Genomic DNA, 19,948 nt, shown 5'->3' with positions numbered 1-19,948 from the left:
CCGGCGGCCCGCTCAGCGGACCGCCGGTTGTCAGATTGTCTCAGCTCAGCGCGCGACCTTACCGGCCTTCAGGCAGGAGGTGCAGACGTTGACACGCATAGCGGCACCATTCACGGTGGCGCGGACGCGCTGAATGTTCGGGTTCCAGCGACGGTTGGTCTTCTTCTTCGACCAGGGCTTGTTGTGACCGAAGCCGGGTCCCTTGGCGCAAACTTCACACTTGGCAGCCACTGGAATCTCCTTGTTGGTTCGTTAGGGGTACCTTCAAAAAGGCAACCGCACAATGTTAACCCGTTGCGGACAGATTCGCCAAACCGGGGAGCGGTTCAGCTGTGCCGTCCGGTGGCCATCGCATTGACCTCGTAGGACGTGTTGGTGGCTTCGAAGAAGTTCACCAACTGCAGGGTGTCGTTGGCCGTGGCCATCCACTTTGCGGGGTTGGGCACATGATACTCGGGCGCGAAGCCGAGCTCCTCCAACCGTCGATCCGTGAGGTAGCGCACGTAGTCGTTGACCAGCTCGGCGTTCAGCCCCAGGATGCCGCGCGGGAGCAGGTCTCGGTTGTAGGCGACCTCCAGGTCCACTGCCGACAGGATCATCTCCCGGATCTCCGCCGCGAACTCCTCCGTCGCGATCTCGGGGTTCTCCTCGAGCACGGTCAGGATCAGATTGATGCCGAACTTGAGGTGGAGCGACTCGTCGCGCACGATCCAGTCGATCAGCGAGCCGAAGTTGCGCAGCAGGTTGCGCTGCCTGAACGACAGGGCCACCATGAACCCGGAATAGAACCAGATGCCCTCGAGGATCACGTTGTAGGCCACCAGGTTGCGGACGAAATCCTGCTTGCCGGCCACCGTCGAGATGTCGAGGGTGTCCTGCGTCATGCGCCGGATGTAGCGCACTTCGAACTCCTCCTTGGCGGCCATCGACGGCACGCTCACATGCGACTCGTAGGCCGCCTCCCTGTCGACGGGGAACGTCTCCAGCACGTACTCGAACGCCATGCAGTGGTTGGCCTCCTCCCACATCTGCTTGGCCAGGTAGAGATGCGCCTCGGCCGCGTTGACGTAGGGGTAGACGCCGAACGCCAGCGCCTTGTTCACCAGGAGTTCGTTGGGGTTGAAGTAGCTCATCAGGTGGGTCAGGGCATGGCGCTCGTCGTCGCTCATGCGGTGGAAGTCGGCCAGGTCCTCCCCCAACTGGATCTCGTTGGGGAACCAGGTGTTGGCCACGGCCTGGTTGTACAGGTCGTAGGCCCAGGGGTAGGTGACGGGCTTCAACAGGAGCCCGTCCTGGATGCCGGTGCCGAGGATGCTCATGGGTGTGTCCTTCGTGGGAGTGGGGTCGTCACTGGCAGGAGTCGCACTGGAGGCGCTCCTGAGGGTCCACGGGGCAGGCGGCCCCGTCGACGATGTCGATCTCGACGGCGGGACGGGCCACCGCCACGTCCACGGCCGCAACCGCCGGGCGGGCGGCACCGAAGCCACGGCGCGGCGCTCCCCCGGCACCGGCCAGTTCGGCCGCCTTGTTGATCCTGACCGTGCTCTGCTCCGCGGTGTGGCGGGGCATCATGTGCAGGTAGTAGGTGGTCTTCACACCCATCCGCCACGCGAGTCGGTAGAGGTCCTCCATGGTCGCCACGTCACGGTCGGCGAGGTAGATGTTGCGGCTGATGGCCTGGTCGATCCACTTCTGCGCGCGGGCCGCCACCTGCACGTAGGCCGCCGGGTCCACCTGGAAGCTCGTGCGGTAGGTGGCCTTCAGGTGGGCCGGCACCGTGGGCAGCACGCTGAGGTCGCCCTGGCTGCGCAGGAGGTCGTCGCGCACCTCCTCCCACAGGCCCAGGGCCTTGAGGTCGTCCACGAGGTTGCGGTTGACCTCCAGGAACTTGCCCGACGAGGTGGCCCGGCTGAACAACTGCGAGAACTGGGGGTCGATGCCGGGGGTGGTGCCCGCGACCAGCCCGATGGAGGCGGTGGGCGCGATCGCCAGTAGCGTTGCGTTGCGGATGCCCCCGCGGACCTTGACCCGCAACGCATCCCAGTCGAGGCGTTGCGTCCGGTCCACGTCGACGCGCACCCCCCTGTCCTCCTCGAGCGCGTCGAGCGAGTCGATCGGCACCCAGCCCTGCGACCAGCGGGAGCCCACGAAGTTACGGTACGGGCCGCGCTCGCGGGACAGGTCACAGGAGGCGTCGATGGCGTGCCAGCTGATGAACTCCATCACCTCGTCGATGAGCTCATAGGCGGCCGTCGAGTCGTAGGCGTGGCCCAGTTTCTCGAGCACATCCGTGAAGCCCATCACGCCCAGCCCGACGGCGCGGTTGTCGCGGTTGGCACGCTCCGCCTCGCTGACCGACGAGATGGTGATGTCGACCAGGTTGTCCAGCTGCCGCACCGCCGTGCGCACGGTGGCAGCCAGCCTGTTCCAGTCGAACCCGCGCCCCACGAGGTGTCGCGCGAGGTTGACCGACGCCAGGTTGCACACCGCGATGTTGTCGGCGTCCTGCGGCAGGCAGATCTCGGTGCAGAGGTTGGACAGGTGGATGGTGCCGGTGTTGTTGTTCAGGGCGCGGGTGTTGATGGTGTCCTTCCACGTGAGCCAGGGGTGGGAGGTCGTCTGGAGGGTCACCAGGATCTGGCGGTACTGCTCCCGCGCCCCGATCTTCCGGAAACGGCGCAGCTCGCCCGCCTCCGCCATCGCGACGTACTCGCCGTAGCGGGCGGAGAACGCGGCACCGTAGAGCTCGACGAGGTCCGGCGTGTCCAGCGGGTCGAACAGGTACCAGTCGGCGTCGTCGGCCACCCGCTTCATGAACTCGTCACTGATCCACACGGCGGTGTTGGCGGTGCGGACGCGGCGGTACGGGTCCCCCGGGTTCTGCTTCAGGTCGAGGAACTGGGCGAAGTCGAGGTGCCAGTTCTCCATGTAGAAGCACAGCGCGCCGAACTTCTTCCCGCCGCGCGACACCGCCCGCAGCGTCGAGTCGATGGTGTGCATGAACGGGATGGGGCCCGTGGAGGTCGTCTGGTTTGACCGAATCGGGGACCCCTCGCAGCGCAGCTTCGACACCGACAACCCGATGCCGCCGGTGCCCTTCGTCAGCCACATCACGTCGCGCACAGACTTGCCGATGTGTTCGATCTCGTCCTCCATCTGCATCACGAAGCAGTTGGACAGCTGTGCGTAGCTGGTGCCGGCATTGGCCAGGGTGGAGCCGGCAGCGAGGTAGCGCAGCTGGCTCATCGCCTGGTACAGCTCCAGCGCCACGGCAGTGGGGTCTGCCTCGTTCAGGCTCAGCCCCATCGCCACGCGCATCCAGAAGAACTGCGGCACCTCGAGCAGGCGACGGTGCTCGCCGGTCAAGAGGTAGCGGTTGCGCATGGTGGTCACCCCGATGTGGCGCAGCAGGTCGTCGCGCTCGGGGCGCAGGGCGAGAGCCAGCGCCTCTAGATCGAACAGCTCGACGAGCCGGGTATCCAGCAGCCCGCTCCCGACAGCCTTGGCGATCGTCGGGGCGAAGTGTGCAACGTGGAGTTGGCGGATGGTCTCCGGGCCGCCGTCGCCGAACAGGTCGTGGGTGTCGCCGAAAACCAGCTTGTAGATGTGCTTGACCAGCAACCTGGCAGCGATGGTGTCGAAGGCGGGGTCGTCCTTGACATTGGCCAGGGCCACCTGGATCACGGCCTCGTCGAGTTCTTCGGTGGTGATCTGGTCGAAGAGGGTGATCTCCACCTCGGAGCGGAGCTGGACCGCCCGCGTGAGGTCGTCGTCGAGGCCGCGAGCGGCGTCGGAGATGGAGGCGGCGACTTCGGCGCCGTCATAGGGAACCAGGGAGCCGTCACGTTTACGCACACGGATGTACATGGGTGTTTCCTCGCACTCGATGGGGAGTTCGAGAATGCGCGAAACACGATCCTGCGTACGGGCCGTTTCCACGCGGCTCTCGAACCGGACCCCGCGGATGCGGGGCCACGCAGGCAGGTCTTCGGACTCGCGAGCCACCTACTGGCCGTCGCTTCCCGGGGGATCACCCAGTGCTGATGACGGCGGTCGTTCTCACTTACCGCTGCGGGACAGTTCCGGATTTGCACCGGATTCCCTCTTAGCCGACAACCCTGGGGTTGGCGGAACCTTGCGTTGCCGCAACCATATCTGGTGAATCACACGGATGTAAACACCATATATTGGGAATGCGAAAGGGGCGGGTGACACATCGTCACCCGCCCCTTCAGGGCCTGATCAGCGGCCGCGGCCGCCGCGTCGGCGGTTGCCGCCCTTGCGCTCGCCACCGTCGGACGGCGCCTGCGAATCCACCGGCTCTTCGAAGCGGTGGTACCCGGCGCCGTCGCAATGCTCGCACGGCTCGGTGAAGGCTTCCTGCAGACCGGTGCCGATGCGCTTGCGCGTGAGCTGCACCAGACCCAGGCTGGTGACCTCCGAGACCTGATGCCGCGTCCGGTCACGGCTCAGGCACTCGACGAGCCTGCGCAGCAGGAGGTCACGGTTGCTGGGCAACACCATGTCGATGAAGTCGATGACGATCATGCCGCCCAGGTCACGCAGCCGCAGTTGGCGCACGATCTCTTCCGCAGCCTCCAGGTTGTTGCTGGTGACCGTGGCCTCGAGATTGCCCCCGGCGCCGGTGAAGCGGCCGGTGTTCACGTCGATGACAGTCATGGCCTCGGTGCGGTCGATGACGAGCGAGCCACCCGAGGGGAGGAACACCTTGCGATCGAGCGCCTTGGCGATCTGCTCGTCGATCTTGAACTTCGCGAAGATGTCCTTGCCGTCATCCCCCACCTCGAAGCGCTCGAGGCGCTCAGCCAGGTGCGGGGCCACGTGTGACACGTAGGCCGCGATGGCGTCGTAGGAGTCCTCCGGGCCACCGTCGCCCTGGACGATGAGCTGGCCGAAGTCTTCGGTGAAGAGGTCACGCACGATCCGCAGCGTCAGGTCCGGCTCCGAATACAGCGCCTGCGGGGCACTGCCCTTCTTGGACGCCTTCTCGATGACCTCCCACTGCGCCTTCAGGCGGTTCACGTCGCGGACGAGCTCGTCCTCCGGAATGCCCTCGGCGGCGGTGCGCACGATAACCGACTCGTTGTCGGAGATCAGCGAGCTGAGGATGCCGCGCAGGCGGTTGCGCTCGGTGTCCGGCAGCTTGCGCGAGATGCCGGAGAGGTGGCCACCCGGCGAGTACACGATGTAGCGGCCCGGCAGGGAGATGTGGCCGGTGAGGCGCGCACCCTTCGCTCCGACCGGATCCTTGGTGACCTGCACCAGAACGGACTGGCCGGACTTCAGGACGTTCTCGACCTTGCGGTTCTCGCCGCTGACCTGGAAGGCGTCCCAGTCCACCTCGCCGGCGTAGAGCACGGCGTTGCGGCCACGGCCGATGTCAATGAACGCGGCCTCCATGCTGGGCAGGACGTTCTGGACCTTGCCGACGTAGACGTTGCCGATGAGCGACGCGGCCGAGGCCTTGTCCACGTAGTGCTCCACGAGGATGCCGTCCTCGATGACGGCCAGCTGCGTGTAGTCCTCCGACTGGCGGATCACGAGCTTGCGGTCCACCTGTTCGCGGCGGGCCAGGAACTCGGCCTCGCTGAGGATGGGGGCGCGGCGACGGCCTGCGGCGCGGGACTCCTTGCGGCGCTGCCGCTTGGCCTCCATGCGGGTCGAGCCCTCGATGCCGGTCACCTCGTCGTCGTGGCCGCCCTCACCGGAGGATTCTCCGTTGCGACGGCGGCGACGGCGACGACGGCGTACTGTGACGCCTTCGCCATCGGCATCGTCGGCAGACTCCGGGCTGTCGGCGTGCTCGTCCGAATCAGCAGAGTCGTTGTCATCGTCGTCCGACTCCTCGGACGAGTCGTCGTCGCCCTCGGAATCAGCGCGGCCACCACGACGGCGGCGACGGCCCCCCCTGCGACGGCGGCGACGCGTGGGACGGTCGTCGTCCGCCGAGTCTTCATCGGATTCCTCGTCGGAATCGTCGTCGGAATCGTCGTCCGAGGTTTCGTCGTCCTGGGTCTCGGAATCGGACTCGTCCGCGTCGGTGTCAATGTCGGTGTCGACGGTTTCCCCGTCGTCCTCGTCCTCAGCCTCGTCGTCGGCGGTTTCGGCCAGCGCCGAATCTGCCGCGATCGCGCCGGCCAGGGCGGCGAGCTGCGCGTCGCGGGCGGCGGCGGTCATGAAGGGGTCGCTCAGCACAGCCTTGCGGGCCTCTGCGATCTCCTCGGCCGCACGGAGCGCGGCGGCGATGGGGTCTTCGTCGGGATCTGCGGCGGTGCCGCGACGCTCAGGCGCTGCGGCCGGGCGGCTCACGCGACGACGGCGCCCCCTGGGCGCGGTCTCTTCGCGGGCGGTCTCTTCGCTGGGGGTCTCCTCGCGGAGGATCTCCTCACGCGGAGCAGCCTCTTCCTTGGGTGCCTCAGCCTCCTCGGCGACCTCAGGGGCCGGGGTGCTCTCGATGGCCCGCGCCTCAGCACGGCGACCGAGGGCGCGTGACTGGCGTCCACGGCCCAGGGCAGCGGGCTCGCGCTGCGGTTCGGGTTCGGCGGCAGCCTCGGGCGTGCCGGCAGCCTCCGGGGCGGGCGCAGCTTCGGGGGCTGCCGCCTTGCGGGTGGCGCGCCGACGACGGGCGGGCTGGGCGGACTCGGCCGGCGCCTCGACGGGTGCCGGTGCCTCGGCCTGCACGGGCTGGGGTTCGGGTGCGGACTCGACGGCTTCGGTGGTGGTCTCTGCGGGCGAGCCTTGGACCTCTGAGGGGGCTGCGGCCGCGGTGCTGCGGGTGGCGCGGCGACGGGTGGGGCGCTTCTCGGCGACGGGCGCGGCGGCCTGCGCCTCGGGCTGGGCCACCTCGGGCTGGGCGGCCTCGGCCTGGGGCGATTCCGCAGGCTCACTGCCCTCGGCCTTCGGCTCCACGTCGACCTTGCGACGACGCGTGGTGGTGGTGCGGGTGGCGGGCTTCGTCGAGGCCCGGCGACGCTTGGGCGCCAGATCCTCGGCGGGGGCTTCGCTCGTTGTCTCGGGGACGGCCGCGTCAGCGGCCGGCTCGGAAGCGGCCGGGGCGGGGGTGGCATCAGGAGTGGCCCGGCGGGTGGTGCTCTGGGCGGGGGTGCTCTGGGGGGCGGCGGCCGGGGCCTCGACCTGCGCTTCCGCGGCGACTTTGGGGGCACCAGCGGGGCGGGAGGCGGCGCGACGGCGGCGCTGCGTCGGGGCGGGGGTGGCGCTGTCCGGCGTCACTTGATCATTGTTCTCTGATGTGAGCATGCGGCTCCTTACGCGCACTGGGCGCGGACCGGGCACAGCGGACTGTGCCGTAAGACTGTGATCCTCTGAAGCCAGCGAGCAGTCGCGGAAGAATTGTGCCGCGGTGCAGTCTCACTGCCTCAGGGTGGCACCGGGCGGCGCCATGACCTTCGCTCATTCTTCCACACATCACGAGAAACCGTCGCACCGGTTGTACGTGTCGTCAGTTGTGCGGACGCAGGGGGTCCCCGATGTCGCCTTCTTTGAGTGGCCCCTGGCTGAGCCGATTGAGCAACATCTCGCTGGGGATCGTCTCGTCGATGGTGCGCAGCGCGGCCACCACGTCGTCGGGCCGCACCAGCGGAGTGCCGATGTGGGAGCGCAGGCGCAACACTCCATCGTCGACGACCTCGAGCGAGATGATGGCCTCCCGCACGTCGAACGCGCGCATGCCGCGTTTGGTCATGCGCTCGACGGTGAGGTGCTCGCGGCTGAGCAGCTCCGCCACGGCGGCGCTCAGCGCACTTGGGTCGCAGTTGAGCCGGATCTCCCAGTCCGAGGCTTGCAGGAGGTCCCCCAGCGACTCCTTGACCGCCACCGCGGCATCGAGCATCTCGAAGCCTTGGGGCAGTACCTCGTTGAGCGCCCCGACCACCTTCGCCGGATCACAGGCCTCGCTGAGCCCGAGTTCCACGTACTCCGCCTCCGACGACGCGGAGGTGGGCGACGGGCTGGCGTAGGAGATGCGCGGGTGCGGGTTGAAACCGGATGAGTACGCCATGGGGAGGTCCGCCCTGCGGATGGCCCGCTCCAGGGCGCGCCCGAAGTCGCGGTGGGACGTGAAACGCGCGGGGCCGCGCTTGGCGTAACGCAGGCGCAGTTTCTGCTCCGGTGGCGGCTGCTGTACAGGCGGTTGGCGAGTACTCATGGGGCGTAGTGTATGCGCCATGACTGACTGGCTGACCGCCCCCACTCATCGTGCCTGGCTGCAGCAGGAAACCGAGCGGCTCCTGGCGTTCGGGTCCGCCGCGCCGGTCGCCGGACAGGGCGCGGCCTACCTGGACGCCCGGGGCGTCCCGGACCCGACCAGACCCATCGAGACCTGGGTGACCTGCCGCATGGTGCACGTGTACTCGCTCGGCCACCTGATGGGGGTCCCCGGTTCGCGGCCCCTCGCCATCCGCGCGATGAGCGGGCTCACCGGCGCCCTCCATGATGAGCGGCACGGCGGATGGTTCCACACCTCCGCCAGGGACGGCGGCAAGCAGGCCTACGACCACGCGTTCGTGGTGCTGGCCGGCTCCTCCGCCACCGTCGCCGGACTGCCCGGGGGTCGCGAACTGCTCGACAACGCCCTGGCCGTCCTCGACGAACGCTTCTGGGACGAGGCGCACGGCATGGTGGCAGATGCCGCCGAGCCGGACTGGTCATCGGTGGATCCCTACCGCGGGATCAACGCGAACATGCACACCGTGGAGGCCATGCTCGCCGCCGCCGACGCCACCTGGGACCAGCGTTGGCTGGAACGGGCCGAGCGCATCGCCTCGTTCGCCCGCCACCAGGCCGCCGTCCACGACTGGCGCCTGCCGGAGCACTACGACGACACCTGGCAGCCGCAGCTGGAGTACAACGAGGCGCAGCCCGAGGACCGGTTCCGGCCCTACGGCGCCACCATCGGCCACGGGCTCGAATGGGCCCGCCTGTTCCTCCACCTCGAGGCGGCCACGAACAACACCGACGGCACCTGGCTCGACGCCGCCCAGCACCTCTACAACCGGGCGGTCACGGACGGCTGGGGCCGCGACGGGGCCGAGGGCTTCGTCTACACCACAGGCTGGGACGGCACCCCCGTCACGACGGACCGGCTGCACTGGGTCGCTGCCGAAGCCATCGGTGCGGCGGCCGCCCTGTTCCACCGCACCGGCGACAAGCGCTACGCCGCGGACTACTCACGCTGGTGGGACCATGTGGCGGAACACTTCCTCGACCCCGAGCACGGCTCGTGGCACCATCAGCTCGACGGCGGGCTCCGCGTCGCCACGTCGGTGTGGCCCGGCAAACCGGACATCTACCACGCCCTCCAGGCGACGCTGATCCCCCGCCTCCCCCTCGCACCGCAGATGGCCATGGCGTTGGCCCAACGGCAGCTCGTTTGAGCGCGCTCCGCCGCTGGTGGCCGCTGATCGCGCTGCTGGCCCTGGCGTTCAATCTGCGCCCCGTCGCGGTCTCGGTCGGACCGGTCCTGACCGAGATCAGCCGCGACATCGGCCTCGACGGCTTCACCGCCGGTCTGCTCACGTCGCTTCCCACCCTCTGCTTCGCGATCTTCGGCGCCATGGCCCCCTGGATCGCCCGCCGCATCGGGGCGCACCGCTCGATCCTGGTCGCGCTCATCGCCCTGATCTTGGGGCAGGCGGGCCGGCTGCTGGTCGATGACTCAGCCGCATTCCTGGCGTTCTCCACCTTGGCGCTGGCGGGCATGGCGCAGGCGAACGTGTTGCTGCCCTCGCTGGTGCGCCGACACTACCCCCACCAGGTGGGGACGGCCACGGCCCTGTACTCCCTCACCCTGACCATCGGCGTGACGCTGGCCAGCACCGCCACCGTCCCCATGGCCCATGCCTTCGGGGGCTGGCGCGCCTCCCTCGCGGCCGGTGTGGTCATCGCCTTCGCCTCCCTGCTGTGCTGGCTGCCGCTCGCGATCGCCGCCGGGCGGCCGAAGAAGGGCGGCGAGCCCGACATCACGCTCGCGGCCATTTCGCGTACCAGGCTGGGCTGGGCGCTCGCCATCATGTTCGGCGTCCAATCGGCGCAGGCCTACTCGGTGTTCGGCTGGCTGCCCACCATCTTCCGCACGGCGGGCATGGACCAGACGACGGCGGGCTACATGCTCGGCATCGCCACCGGCGTCGGAATCGTCCCGGCCTTCCTCATCCCGGCCTACGTCGCCCGCACGCGCAACCCCAGCGCCCTCTTCCTGTGCCTGATGGCCTTCCTCATCACCGGCTACCTCGGGCTGCTGAACGCGCCGCTCGCCGCGCCCGTCCTTTGGTCCGTCGCCATGGCCCTGGGCACTGCGTCGTTCCCGCTCGTCCTGGCGCTGTTCGGCACCCGGGCACATTCCCCCGCGGCCACGGCGGCGCTCAGCGGCTTCGCCCAGTCAGTGGGCTACACCATCGCCACCCTCGGCCCGCTCAGCTTCGGCATCCTCTACACGTTGTTCGACTCCTGGACCCCTCCCATCATGCTGCAGTTGGGGTTGGCCGTCCCGATGACCATCGCCGGTCTGTACGCCTGCCAGCCCCGGATCATCGAGGACCAGCTCCCCCGTCCGCACTAACCCCCAAGGGGGTGGCGCGCCCGGTACGGCAAGCGTTCCAATAGGGGCACGGCGTGGACGAAGGGGGATCGATTTGATCAGAGTCGCATCTGTTCCTGAGGGGCACGTATACGTCAGGCATCTGGCTGACCCCTGCAACGGCCACGACGTCGTGCGGCTCCCAGATCCGGGCGGGAAGGCGTGGCCCTCGGCCCTGCTCTCGCCCCAGTGGATCGACCAGAATGCTGAGAGCTTCGATGTGTTCCACATCCACTTCGGCTTCGACGCCCTCTCCACACGGGACCTGACCGACGTCCTCGAGGCGCTCGACCGCAACGACAAGCCGCTGGTCTACACGGTCCACGACCTGCGCAACCCGCACCACCTCGACCGGTTGGCGCACGACGAGGCGCTCGATGTGCTGATCCCGGCCGCAGCGGAGCTGATCACGCTCACCGCGGGGGCGGCCCAGGAGATCCGCCGGCGGTGGGACCGCGAGGCGACGGTGCTGCCGCATCCCCACGTCGTGGACCCGGACACCCTGCACCGCCCCAGGCAGCAGCACGCCCGGCCCCGCGTCGGGGTCCATCTCAAGAGCCTGCGCGCCTCCATCGACCCGCTGCCCATCCTCGCCATCCTGGAGCGGGAAGTCCCTGCCCGCAGGATGGAGCTGGTGATCGACGTCCACACCGACGTCATGACCCCCGGCGAGTACCACCACGACGCCGAGGTGGCCGCCTACCTGAAGGGGCTGATGGGGAAGGACGGCGTCACGGTCCACGTGCACGACTACTACTCCGACGACGAACTCTGGGCCTACTTCCTCAGCCTGGACCTGTCGGTGCTCCCCTACCGGTTCGGCACCCATTCCGGGTGGTTGGAGGCCTGCTACGACGTCGGCACCCACGTCATGGCGCCGCTCCTGGGCCACTACCACGACCAGCATCCCGGCATCTTCGGTTACCGCGTGGGCGACGACGGCCCCAGCGTCGCCGACATCGCCGCGGCACTCGACGCGCTGCCGGATGCCGCACCCTGGCGGGCCGATCCGGACGAGCGCCACGCTGAGCGACAGTTCCTCGCGGGCTGCCATGCAGACATCTACCGGCGGGCCATGGCCCGCGTGCGAACGTGAAGGTCGCGATCCTCGCCAACGACCGGTTCCCCATCTCGGCCCCGTTCGCAGGCGGCCTGGAATCGTTCACCTGGCACCTGGCGAAGGGGCTTCGGGACCGTGGCCTCGAGGTCGTGCTGTTCGCGGGACCGGGCAGCGACCTGACGCTGGACTGCGAGGAACTCCCCGTCGCCCGGTTCGCCCTCAGCGACGACGCGCGCGGCGACATCGCGATGCCACCGGAGTCGCAGGTCACCGCCACCATCGCCTACGCCCACGCGCTGCGCACGCTCGCGGGTCGCCCCGACATCGACGTCGTGCACAACAACTCGCTGCACTACCTGCCGATCGTGTTGTCCGATTCGATCCCCCAGCCTCTCATCACGACACTGCACACCCCACCGCATCCCTGGCTAGAACCGGCCCTGCGCCTCACGCCACGGGCCAGGACTGTGGCGGTGTCGCACTGGGTGTCCGAGCGATGGGCCGGGTTCACCGCCGCCCAGGTCATCCACAACGGCATCGACCTCTCCGTCTGGCTGCCGGGCCCCGGCGGCGACGATCTCGTATGGACCGGGCGGATCGCCCCGGAGAAGGCTCCCCACCGCGCCGTCCTGATCGCGCGCCACCTGGGGCGTCGGCTGCGGATCGCCGGCCCCATCGTCGACGTGGCGTACTTCCGCTCCGCGCTCCAGCCGCTCCTGGGCGACGACGTCAGCTACGAGGGCCACCTCGGGCCCTACGCGCTGCCCACGCTCGTCGGATCGTCGGCCGCGTGCCTGGTCACCCCCGAATGGGACGAGCCCTACGGGTTGGTGGCAGCCGAGGCCATGGCGTGCGGCACGCCGGTGCTGGCACTGGCCCGCGGCGGGTTGCCGGAGATCGTGCGCCCGCCGGGTGGGGAGTGCGTCGACCCGTCCGCGAGCCCGGAGGAGGCGGCCGTCGCCCTGGCCCGGGTAATCGGAATGGACCGCGCGGAGGTGCGCCGCCATGCAGAGGTGGCCTGCGGCCTCGACGCCATGGTCGACCACTACGTCGCCCTGTACGAGGAGCTCACATGATCGGCTGGTACGTGCACCACCAGGGGTTGGGACACGCCACGCGAGGCACCCAGATCGCACGCCAACTCGGGCGCGAGGTACTGGGCTTCGGATCCATGCCCACCCCCGACGGCTGGCCCGGAGCGTGGGTCCAGCTCCCCCGGGACATCGCGGACGAACCTGCGGACCCGACGGCCGGCGGCGTGTTCCACTGGGCTCCGCTCGACCACGCCGGGCACCGCGAGCGGCTGGCGCTGATCGCCGAGCGGCTCCGCGGCGACGTGTCCGTGATGGTCGTGGACGTCTCGGCGGAGGTGGCGCTCCTGTCCCGTCTCATGGGGGTACGCACCGTGGTCATGGGCATGCGAGGCGACCGCAGGGACCGCCCGCATGAGGCCGCCTACGATTCGGCCTCCCTGCTGATCGCACCCTGGCCCGAGAGCGCGCCGGAACCCACATGGCCCCTCCGGTGGCGCCGGAAGACCCGGTATGTCGGCGCCATCTCCCGCTTCGACGACCGCGTGCCGCCGCCCCTGACCCGCAGCCGACGCCGCGTGCTGGTGGTGTGGGGCGCCGGCGGCACCGGCGTTACCGACGACGACCTCCGCGCCGCAGAGGCGGCCACCCCCGGCTGGGAGTGGAAGGTCCGCAGCCCCGGACGGGCGGGCTCCCCAGACGTCTGGGCGGACCTCGAGTGGGCAGACGTCGTCGTCACGCATGCCGGGCAGAACGCCGTGGCGGAGGTGGCCGCGGCCGGTCGCCCCGCGGTGGTGGTCGCCCAGCCCAGGCCGTTCGACGAGCAGCTGGGCACCGTCGAGGCGTTGGGGAGCCTGCGGTGCTGCGTCGCACTGCCGCAGTGGCCGGGTGCCCGTGAGTGGCCGGGTCTCCTCGACGAGGCCGCAGAGTCCTGCGGTTGGCACCGCTGGACCACCCGCGACGGGGCCGCCCGGGCCGCCGCCGCGATAGCCGCGCTCGCGGACGGGGTCCCGTGATGGAGCTCGCCATCGTCACCATCGCGCACGGACGCCACGACCACCTCGGCCGTCAGCTGCGCTGGATCGAGGCGCTCGATCCCCGGCCCCTCGTCCACGTCGTGGTGGCGATGGGCGACCCCGCCATCGCAGGCCTGATCGGCGGCAGGGAGCGGACGGTGCTCGTCGAGCTGCCGGCCGACGGCGAACTACCCCTGGCCGGTGCCCGCAACCGCGGGGTGGCCGCAGCCGGGGAGGCGGGGGCGACGATGGTGGCGCTGCTGGATGTGGACTGCCTTCCGGAACCGGGATTCGTGGCCGACTACACCTCCCGTCTGCGTGACGCCGCCACGCAGCCCGGCCCCTCAGTGGTGACCGGACGGGTGAGGTATCTCCCGGAGGGACTCAGGGGGGACGACTACACCCCGGAACGGCTCGCGGAGGTCGGGCGCGACCATCCCGCCCGGACGGTGCCGGAGACCGACGACCTGCTGGCGGCCGATGTGAACCTGTTGTGGTCGCTCAACATCGCCACCAGCATCACCGACTGGCACCGCATCGGCGGTTTCGACGAACGCTACGTGGGCTACGGCGGCGAGGACACCGACTTCGGCCGCCGGCTGGCCGTGGCCGGAGGCCACCTGTGGTGGATCCGCGGGGCCGGGGCGTTCCACCAGTGGCACCCGTCGAGCAGCCCACCCGTCGAGCACGCGGCTGCGATCGCCCGCAACGCGAACCTGTTCCATTCCATCTGGGGCGAGTACCCCATGCCGGGCTGGCTGGAGGCGATGGAGCAGTCCGGCCACCTACTCCGGACCGAGGAGGGCTGGGCGCCGGGCACGCCCTGAGCGCGTCCCAGCCGTCAGCCCTTCTTGTACAGCTTCTTGCTCTGGTAGACCGGCTCGCAGGTGACATGCACCCCGAGGTTGCGGAAGATGGACTCGTCCACCGGGCCGAGGATGACGGAGGCGTGCACGTCGCAGCCGCGCAGCTGCTGCAGTTCGGCCAGCGCCCGGCGGGCGTTCTCGTCGAAGCGGGCGCCGACGGACAACGCGATGAGCACCTCGTCGGTGTGGAGGCGCGGGTTGGCGCTGCCCAGGTGACGGGTCTTGAGGGTCTGGATGGGCTCGATGGTCTCCGGGTCGAGGAGGCGCACCTCATCGGGGAGGCCGGCGAGCATCTTCAGCGCATTGAGCAGCATGGCGGAACTGGCCCCGAGCAGCGCCGAGGTCTTGCCCGTGACGACGGTGCCATCGGGAAGCTGGATGGCGGCGGCCGGGCCCTTGGTGCGCTTCTCCAGTTCGAGCGCCGGCCCGACGACGGGGCGGTCGTCGCGCGTGATGCCGAGGGTGGACATGATCAGGGCGATGCGGTCCGACTGGTGGGGTTCGGACTCGTCGCGGCGTTCGGCCACGAGCGCCTTGAAGTAGCGCCGCAGCACCTCCTGCTTCGAGGCCTCGCGGCACACCTCGTCGTCGGAGATGCAGACGCCCGCCATGTTGACGCCCATGTCCGTGGGTGACTGGTAGGGGCTCTCCCCCGTCAACTGCTCGAAGAGGAGCTTCAGTACAGGGAAGGACTCGACGTCGCGGTTGTAGTTGACGACCTGCTCGCCGTACGCGGCGAGGTGGAAGGGGTCGATCATGTTGACGTCGTCAAGGTCTGCCGTGGCCGCCTCGTAGGCCATGTTGACCGGGTGGTCCAGCGGCAGGTTCCAGATGGGGAAGGTCTCGTACTTGGCGTAGCCGGAGGCGATACCGCGCTTGTGGTCGTGGTAGAGCTGGGAGAGACAGGTGGCCATCTTGCCGCTGCCCGGGCCCGGGGCGGTGACCACGACGACGTCGCGGGTGGTCTCGATGTACTCGTTGCGGCCGTAGCCGTTCTCGCTCACGATCAGCGGGATGTCGTTGGGATAGCCCTTGATCGGGTAGTGGCGGTACACCTTGAGACCCAGCCGCTCCAGCTTGCGCTTGAAGTTGCGGGCCTGGCGGTGGTCGTCGGCCATCTGCGTGATGACCACGGAGCCGACGTAGAGCCCGTAGGTGCGGAACTCGTCGATGAGCCGCAGCACGTCGGCCTCGTAGGTGATGCCGATGTCGGCGCGCACCTTGTTGCGGATGAGGTCGTGGGAGGAGATGACCATGACGATCTCGACCTCGTCGGCGATGGTGTTGAGCATCTCGATCTTGTTGTCCGGGGTGAAGCCGGGCAGGACCCGCGCCGCGTGGTGGTCGTCGAAGAGCTTGCCGCCGAACTCGAGGTAGAGCTTCCCGCCGAAGCGCTTGCGTCGCTGGTCGATGTGCTCCGACTGGAGATCGAGGTACTTCTGACGGTCGAATCCGGGTTTACGAATGCTCTGAGCCACGGACCGCCAGCCTACACGCTGTGGACCTCCCAGCCCTGACCGGAAGGGGGTAGGTTCCTGTCATGGCGCAGCTCAACGTCCACGAACACGGCGACCCCACAGCCCCACCGCTCGTCCTCGTCCACGGCCTGACCGACGACGGCACCTGCTGGCCGGATGCCGTCGCCCGCTGGGAATCAGACTTCCGGATCCTCGCCGTCGACCAGCGCGGGCACGGCCGCTCCCCCCGCTTCACCGACGAGGAGTTGGGCCGCGTCCCCGAAGTGCTGCGCGACGACGTGGCAGACGTGCTGCGCGGGCTGGGCCGGCCGGCATTGGTCGTGGGGCATTCGCTCGGCGGGTTGGTCGCCGCCCGCGTCGCGCAGGCGTATCCGGAGCTCGTGCGCGCCCTCGTGCTGGAGGACCCGGCCAAGCCCGCCCCGCACTGGGATGCGGCGGAGCGGGAGTTCGCGCGCCAGCAGCTCGCCTTCGTGGAGACGGTGACGGACGACCCCGACGGCGAGGTCACCCGCATGCTGCAGGAGACGCCGTGGACGGACACCGAGCTGAAGCCGTGGGCGGAATCGAAGGCCCGTGTCGACCGTGAATACCTCCGACGGGGTCTCTACCTGGGCGCCACCGCCTGGGAGGAGATGTTCACCGGGCTGAGCGTGCCGACGCTGATCCTGGTGCCCGTCAACGGCGAGATGGCCCCTGATCCCGCGAAGATCCACAACGACCTGGTGCGGGTGGTGGAGGTACCGGGCGCCGGGCACTGCATCCGCCGCGACCGCCCCGAAGCCTTCTACGAGCTCGTAGAGGCGTTCCTGCACGTGGGCTGAACCACCCGACGACCCGGGGCGGGCCGGCGGGGGTCAGGCCAGGTTGGGCTTGGCGACGGTGAGCGGCAGCAGCACCTTGCCGGTGGGGCCGATCTGGATCTCGGTGTCCAGCTGCGGGCACACGCCGCAGTCGAAGCACGGGGTCCAGCGGCAGTCCTCGACCTCGCGGCCGTCCAGCGCGTCCTGCCAGTCCTCCCAGAGCCAGTCACGGTCCAAGCCGGCGTCCAGGTGGTCCCACGGGAGAACCTCTTCGTAGCTTCGTTCCCGCTGGGTGTACCACTCCAGGTCGATGCCGAACTTCGCCAGCTCCTCGCTGGCCGAGGAGACCCAGCGCTCGTAGGAGAAATGCTCGCTCCAGCCGTCGAACTTGCCGCCCTCGCGCCAGACGCGCTCGATGACGCGTCCGATGCGGCGGTCGCCGCGCGACAGCAGCCCCTCGACCACACCCGGCTCGCCCTCGTGGTAGCGAAGACCGATCGCGCGGCCGTAGTTGCGGTCCTGCTTGATGGTCTCCTTCAGGAGCATCAGCCGGCTGTTGATGGTCTCGGAGCTCGCCTGACCGGCCCACTGGAAGGGCGTGTGTGCCTTCGGAACGAAGCCGCCGATCGAGACGGTGCAGCGGATGTCCTTGGTACCGGACGCCTGGCGGCCGGTCTCGATGACGCGGCGCGCGAGGTCTGCGATGGCCAGCACGTCCTCGTCGGTCTCCGTGGGCAGCCCGCACATGAAATAGAGCTTGACCTGGCGCCAGCCGGAAGAGAAGGCGGCGGCGACCGTGTTGATCAGGTCCTCCTCGCTGACCATCTTGTTGATGACCTTGCGCATGCGCTCCGAGCCGCCCTCGGGCGCGAACGTGAGGCCGGAGCGCCGACCGTTGCGCGAGAGTTCGTTGGCGAGGTCGATGTTGAACGCGTCCACGCGGGTGGACGGGAGCGAGAGCGAGACGTTGCTGCCCTCGTACCGGTCCGCCAACTGGCGGGTGACTTCAGCGATCTCCGAGTGGTCCGCCGACGACAGCGACAGCAGCCCGATCTCCTCCAGACCGGTGGCCTTGAGGCCGCCCTCCACCATGGCGCCGATGGTCTCGATGCTGCGTTCGCGGACGGGGCGCGTGATCATGCCGGCCTGGCAGAAGCGGCAGCCCCTGGTGCAGCCGCGGAAGATCTCCACGGAGTAGCGCTCGTGAACTGTCTCCGCCATGGGGACGATGGGCTTCTTGGGATAGGGCCACGCGTCGAGATCCATGAGCGTGTGCTTGCGCACCTGGAACGGCACCTCGGGCCGGTTCGGGGCGACGCGTTGGATGCGCCCGTCGTCGAGGTAGTCGACGTCGTAGAACTTGGGCACGTAGAACGCGCCGGTCATGGCCAGGCGCAGCAGCAGCCCGTCGCGGCCGCCTTCGCGGCCCTCGGCCTTCCACTCCCGCACGATGTCGGAGATGTGCAGCGAGGCCTCCTCGCCGTCGCCGAGCACCGCGACGTCGATGAAGTCCGCGATCGGTTCCGGGTTGAATGCCGCGTGCCCGCCGGCCACGACGAGCGGCTCGTACTCACCGCGCTGGTCGGCGTGCAGCGTGAGGCCGGACAGGTCGATGAGGTTGAGCAGGTTCGTGTAACCCAGCTCCGTGGAGAACGAGACGCCCAGCAGGTCGAACATGCCGACGGGGCGGTGGGCGTCGAGCGTGAACTGCGGGATGTGGTTGTCGCGCAGCACCTTCTCCATGTCCGGCCAGACGGAGTAGGTGCGTTCCGCGAGGATCCAGTCGCGTTCGTTGAGGATCTCGTAGAGGATGGCCACGCCCTGGTTGGGCTGGCCCACCTCGTAGGCGTCCGGGTAGGAGAGGCACCAGCGCACGCTGACGCTGTCCCAGTCCTTCACGACGGAGTTGTGTTCACCGCCCACGTACTGGATGGGCTTGCTGACGCTCGCCAGCAGCGGCTCGAGGCGGTCGAACACCGAGTGCGTGGGCAGAGTGGGCATCGTAGTCATAGCGTGCTCAAGGATATCTGCGGGGTGCGCTTTGGCCTAGCCCCGGCCGAGCGTCGCCAGTCGCCGTCGCCGCGCCAACACGTCCAGCAGCACCACGAGGATCACCGAGGCGGTCAGCTGCCACAGGATCACGGGGCCGCCGGCGCCGACGGAGCGGTCGAACAGGCCGCTGACGTCCTGGAAGGGCACGATGGAGAAGCCGATCATGTTGTTGACGATGTGGACCGCGGCCGCCGCCTCCAGGCCACCGGTGCGCCACGTCAGCCAGCTCAACAGGGCACCCAGGCTGAAGTAGAAGACGTTGAGCCACGGGTCTGCCGCGCCGTGCATCACCATGAACAGCGCCGCGTTCAGGACGGTACCGACAATGAAGGCCACGACGGGGGGCCGGAACCAGGAGCCCACGGTGCGGAAGACCACGCCCCGCAGCAGGTACTCCTCTGCCGCTGCCTGGAACGGCGTCACCAGCAGCAGCCCGATCAGCAGCCACCAGGTGTAGGGCCGGATCTGCAGCTCCAGGTCCGCGGTACCCGTCAGCGAGAGTTCGATGCCCATGTTCAGCCCGAGCACCACCAGCGATGCGGCCACGCAGATCCAGAACCAACCCCAGCGCACCCGTCCGACCACCGAGTGCAGGAAGCCGGGGCGTTGCTTCACGAGGTGGCCGGTCAGCAGCGAGAACGGAAGCAACAGACCGATGGCGATGCTGTTGGCCAGCACCAGACCCGGCGTGACACGGCCCTCCTCGAGCATGCCCATGAGGTCGTCGGGGTCCACCACCCCCGTGGCCACCTCGACGCCCACGGCGGCCAGCGTGGCGAGCACCGCGAAGCCGAAGAACGCCACCGCCAGGATGAGCACCACGACGATGGGGCGCCACGGGGCTATCCCCGGCGCGCGCCAGAACTGGTGGTACCCGACCGGCGTCGTCGGCATCGACGGGGGGGCCGGGGTCCAGGGCGGCGCAGGGAACGGCACGTCGCGTCGCTGCTCAGGCAGCGGCGGCGCCCATTGCTGGGGTGGCCCCCACTGGGGGGAGGGCTGTCGTTCGGGCGGGGGAAGCTGGCTCACA

15 protein-coding genes and 1 riboswitch are annotated in these 19,948 nt (G+C 69.1%); of the genes, 7 read left to right on the top strand and 8 right to left on the bottom strand.

Annotation, left to right across the window (positions count from 1 at the left end):
• Positions 1-45: 45 nt before the first annotated feature.
• From rpmB to J7D54_RS05435, 5 genes are all read right to left on the bottom strand, one after another.
• On the bottom strand, positions 46-231 hold the full coding sequence (gene rpmB / locus J7D54_RS05455) for a 50S ribosomal protein L28 (RefSeq protein WP_076062379.1): 186 nt from the start codon (positions 229-231) through the stop codon (positions 46-48).
• A 95-nt stretch (positions 232-326) separates the two neighbouring features.
• A complete protein-coding gene (locus J7D54_RS05450) occupies positions 327-1,319 on the bottom strand; it encodes a ribonucleotide-diphosphate reductase subunit beta (protein ID WP_182764353.1) in 993 nt (330 codons plus the stop codon).
• A 28-nt stretch (positions 1,320-1,347) separates the two neighbouring features.
• Entirely contained in the window at positions 1,348-3,867 is a 2,520-nt protein-coding gene (locus J7D54_RS05445; RefSeq protein ID WP_182764354.1) for a ribonucleoside-diphosphate reductase subunit alpha, read from the bottom strand.
• A 94-nt stretch (positions 3,868-3,961) separates the two neighbouring features.
• Positions 3,962-4,154, bottom strand: a riboswitch (cobalamin riboswitch).
• Positions 4,155-4,242: 88 nt separating this feature from the next.
• Positions 4,243-7,278 (bottom strand): Rne/Rng family ribonuclease, encoded by a 3,036-nt coding sequence (locus tag J7D54_RS05440; RefSeq protein WP_220486369.1) that lies wholly within the window; start codon positions 7,276-7,278, stop codon positions 4,243-4,245.
• A 202-nt stretch (positions 7,279-7,480) separates the two neighbouring features.
• A complete protein-coding gene (locus tag J7D54_RS05435; protein WP_182764355.1) occupies positions 7,481-8,185 on the bottom strand; it encodes a TIGR03936 family radical SAM-associated protein in 705 nt (234 codons plus the stop codon).
• A gap of 19 nt (positions 8,186-8,204) precedes the next feature.
• Here J7D54_RS05435 and J7D54_RS05430 point away from each other — a divergent pair, with 19 nt between their 5' ends.
• From J7D54_RS05430 to J7D54_RS05405, 6 genes are all read left to right on the top strand, one after another.
• Positions 8,205-9,413, top strand: coding sequence for an AGE family epimerase/isomerase (locus J7D54_RS05430; RefSeq protein ID WP_245244155.1), 1,209 nt, complete (start codon positions 8,205-8,207; stop codon positions 9,411-9,413).
• On the top strand, positions 9,410-10,597 hold the full coding sequence (locus J7D54_RS05425; RefSeq protein ID WP_182764357.1) for an MFS transporter: 1,188 nt from the start codon (positions 9,410-9,412) through the stop codon (positions 10,595-10,597). Before J7D54_RS05430 ends, J7D54_RS05425 begins: the two co-directional genes overlap by 4 nt.
• Positions 10,598-10,670: 73 nt before the next feature.
• Positions 10,671-11,711, top strand: coding sequence for a glycosyltransferase family 1 protein (locus J7D54_RS05420; RefSeq protein ID WP_182764358.1), 1,041 nt, complete (start codon positions 10,671-10,673; stop codon positions 11,709-11,711).
• Positions 11,708-12,751, top strand: a complete 1,044-nt coding sequence (locus J7D54_RS05415) for a glycosyltransferase (RefSeq protein WP_182764359.1) — start codon at positions 11,708-11,710, stop codon at positions 12,749-12,751. Before J7D54_RS05420 ends, J7D54_RS05415 begins: the two co-directional genes overlap by 4 nt.
• Positions 12,748-13,722: a glycosyltransferase gene (locus J7D54_RS05410; RefSeq protein ID WP_182764360.1), complete on the top strand. Its 975-nt coding sequence runs from the start codon at positions 12,748-12,750 to the stop codon at positions 13,720-13,722. The genes J7D54_RS05415 and J7D54_RS05410 overlap by 4 nt, the downstream gene beginning before the upstream one ends.
• Positions 13,722-14,549, top strand: coding sequence for a glycosyltransferase family 2 protein (locus tag J7D54_RS05405; protein ID WP_182764598.1), 828 nt, complete (start codon positions 13,722-13,724; stop codon positions 14,547-14,549). Before J7D54_RS05410 ends, J7D54_RS05405 begins: the two co-directional genes overlap by 1 nt.
• Positions 14,550-14,563: 14 nt before the next feature.
• On the opposite strand, the gene J7D54_RS05400 is transcribed toward J7D54_RS05405, so the two are convergent.
• Positions 14,564-16,066 carry a DUF1846 domain-containing protein gene (locus J7D54_RS05400; RefSeq protein ID WP_245244153.1) on the bottom strand — a complete coding sequence of 501 codons (1,503 nt, stop codon included), beginning with the start codon at positions 16,064-16,066 and terminating at the stop codon, positions 14,564-14,566.
• A 62-nt stretch (positions 16,067-16,128) separates the two neighbouring features.
• On the opposite strand from J7D54_RS05400, the gene J7D54_RS05395 reads away from it, so the two are divergent.
• Positions 16,129-16,887: an alpha/beta fold hydrolase gene (locus J7D54_RS05395; RefSeq protein WP_182764361.1), complete on the top strand. Its 759-nt coding sequence runs from the start codon at positions 16,129-16,131 to the stop codon at positions 16,885-16,887.
• Between the two features lie 33 nt (positions 16,888-16,920).
• Here the strand turns inward: J7D54_RS05395 and J7D54_RS05390 are convergent, their stop codons facing one another.
• Complete coding sequence (locus tag J7D54_RS05390) at positions 16,921-18,867, bottom strand: TIGR03960 family B12-binding radical SAM protein (RefSeq protein WP_182764600.1); 1,947 nt, start codon at positions 18,865-18,867, stop codon at positions 16,921-16,923.
• Between the two features lie 45 nt (positions 18,868-18,912).
• Positions 18,913-19,947, bottom strand: coding sequence for a CPBP family intramembrane glutamic endopeptidase (locus J7D54_RS05385; protein WP_182764362.1), 1,035 nt, complete (start codon positions 19,945-19,947; stop codon positions 18,913-18,915).
• Position 19,948 lies beyond the last annotated feature (1 nt).

Origin of the sequence: Tessaracoccus sp. MC1865 (genome assembly GCF_017815535.1) — a bacterium.
Classification (GTDB): Bacteria; Actinomycetota; Actinomycetes; order Propionibacteriales; family Propionibacteriaceae; genus Arachnia.
Note: the sequence above shows the minus strand (reverse complement) of the source record. Positions and strands in the feature narration are given on the sequence as shown.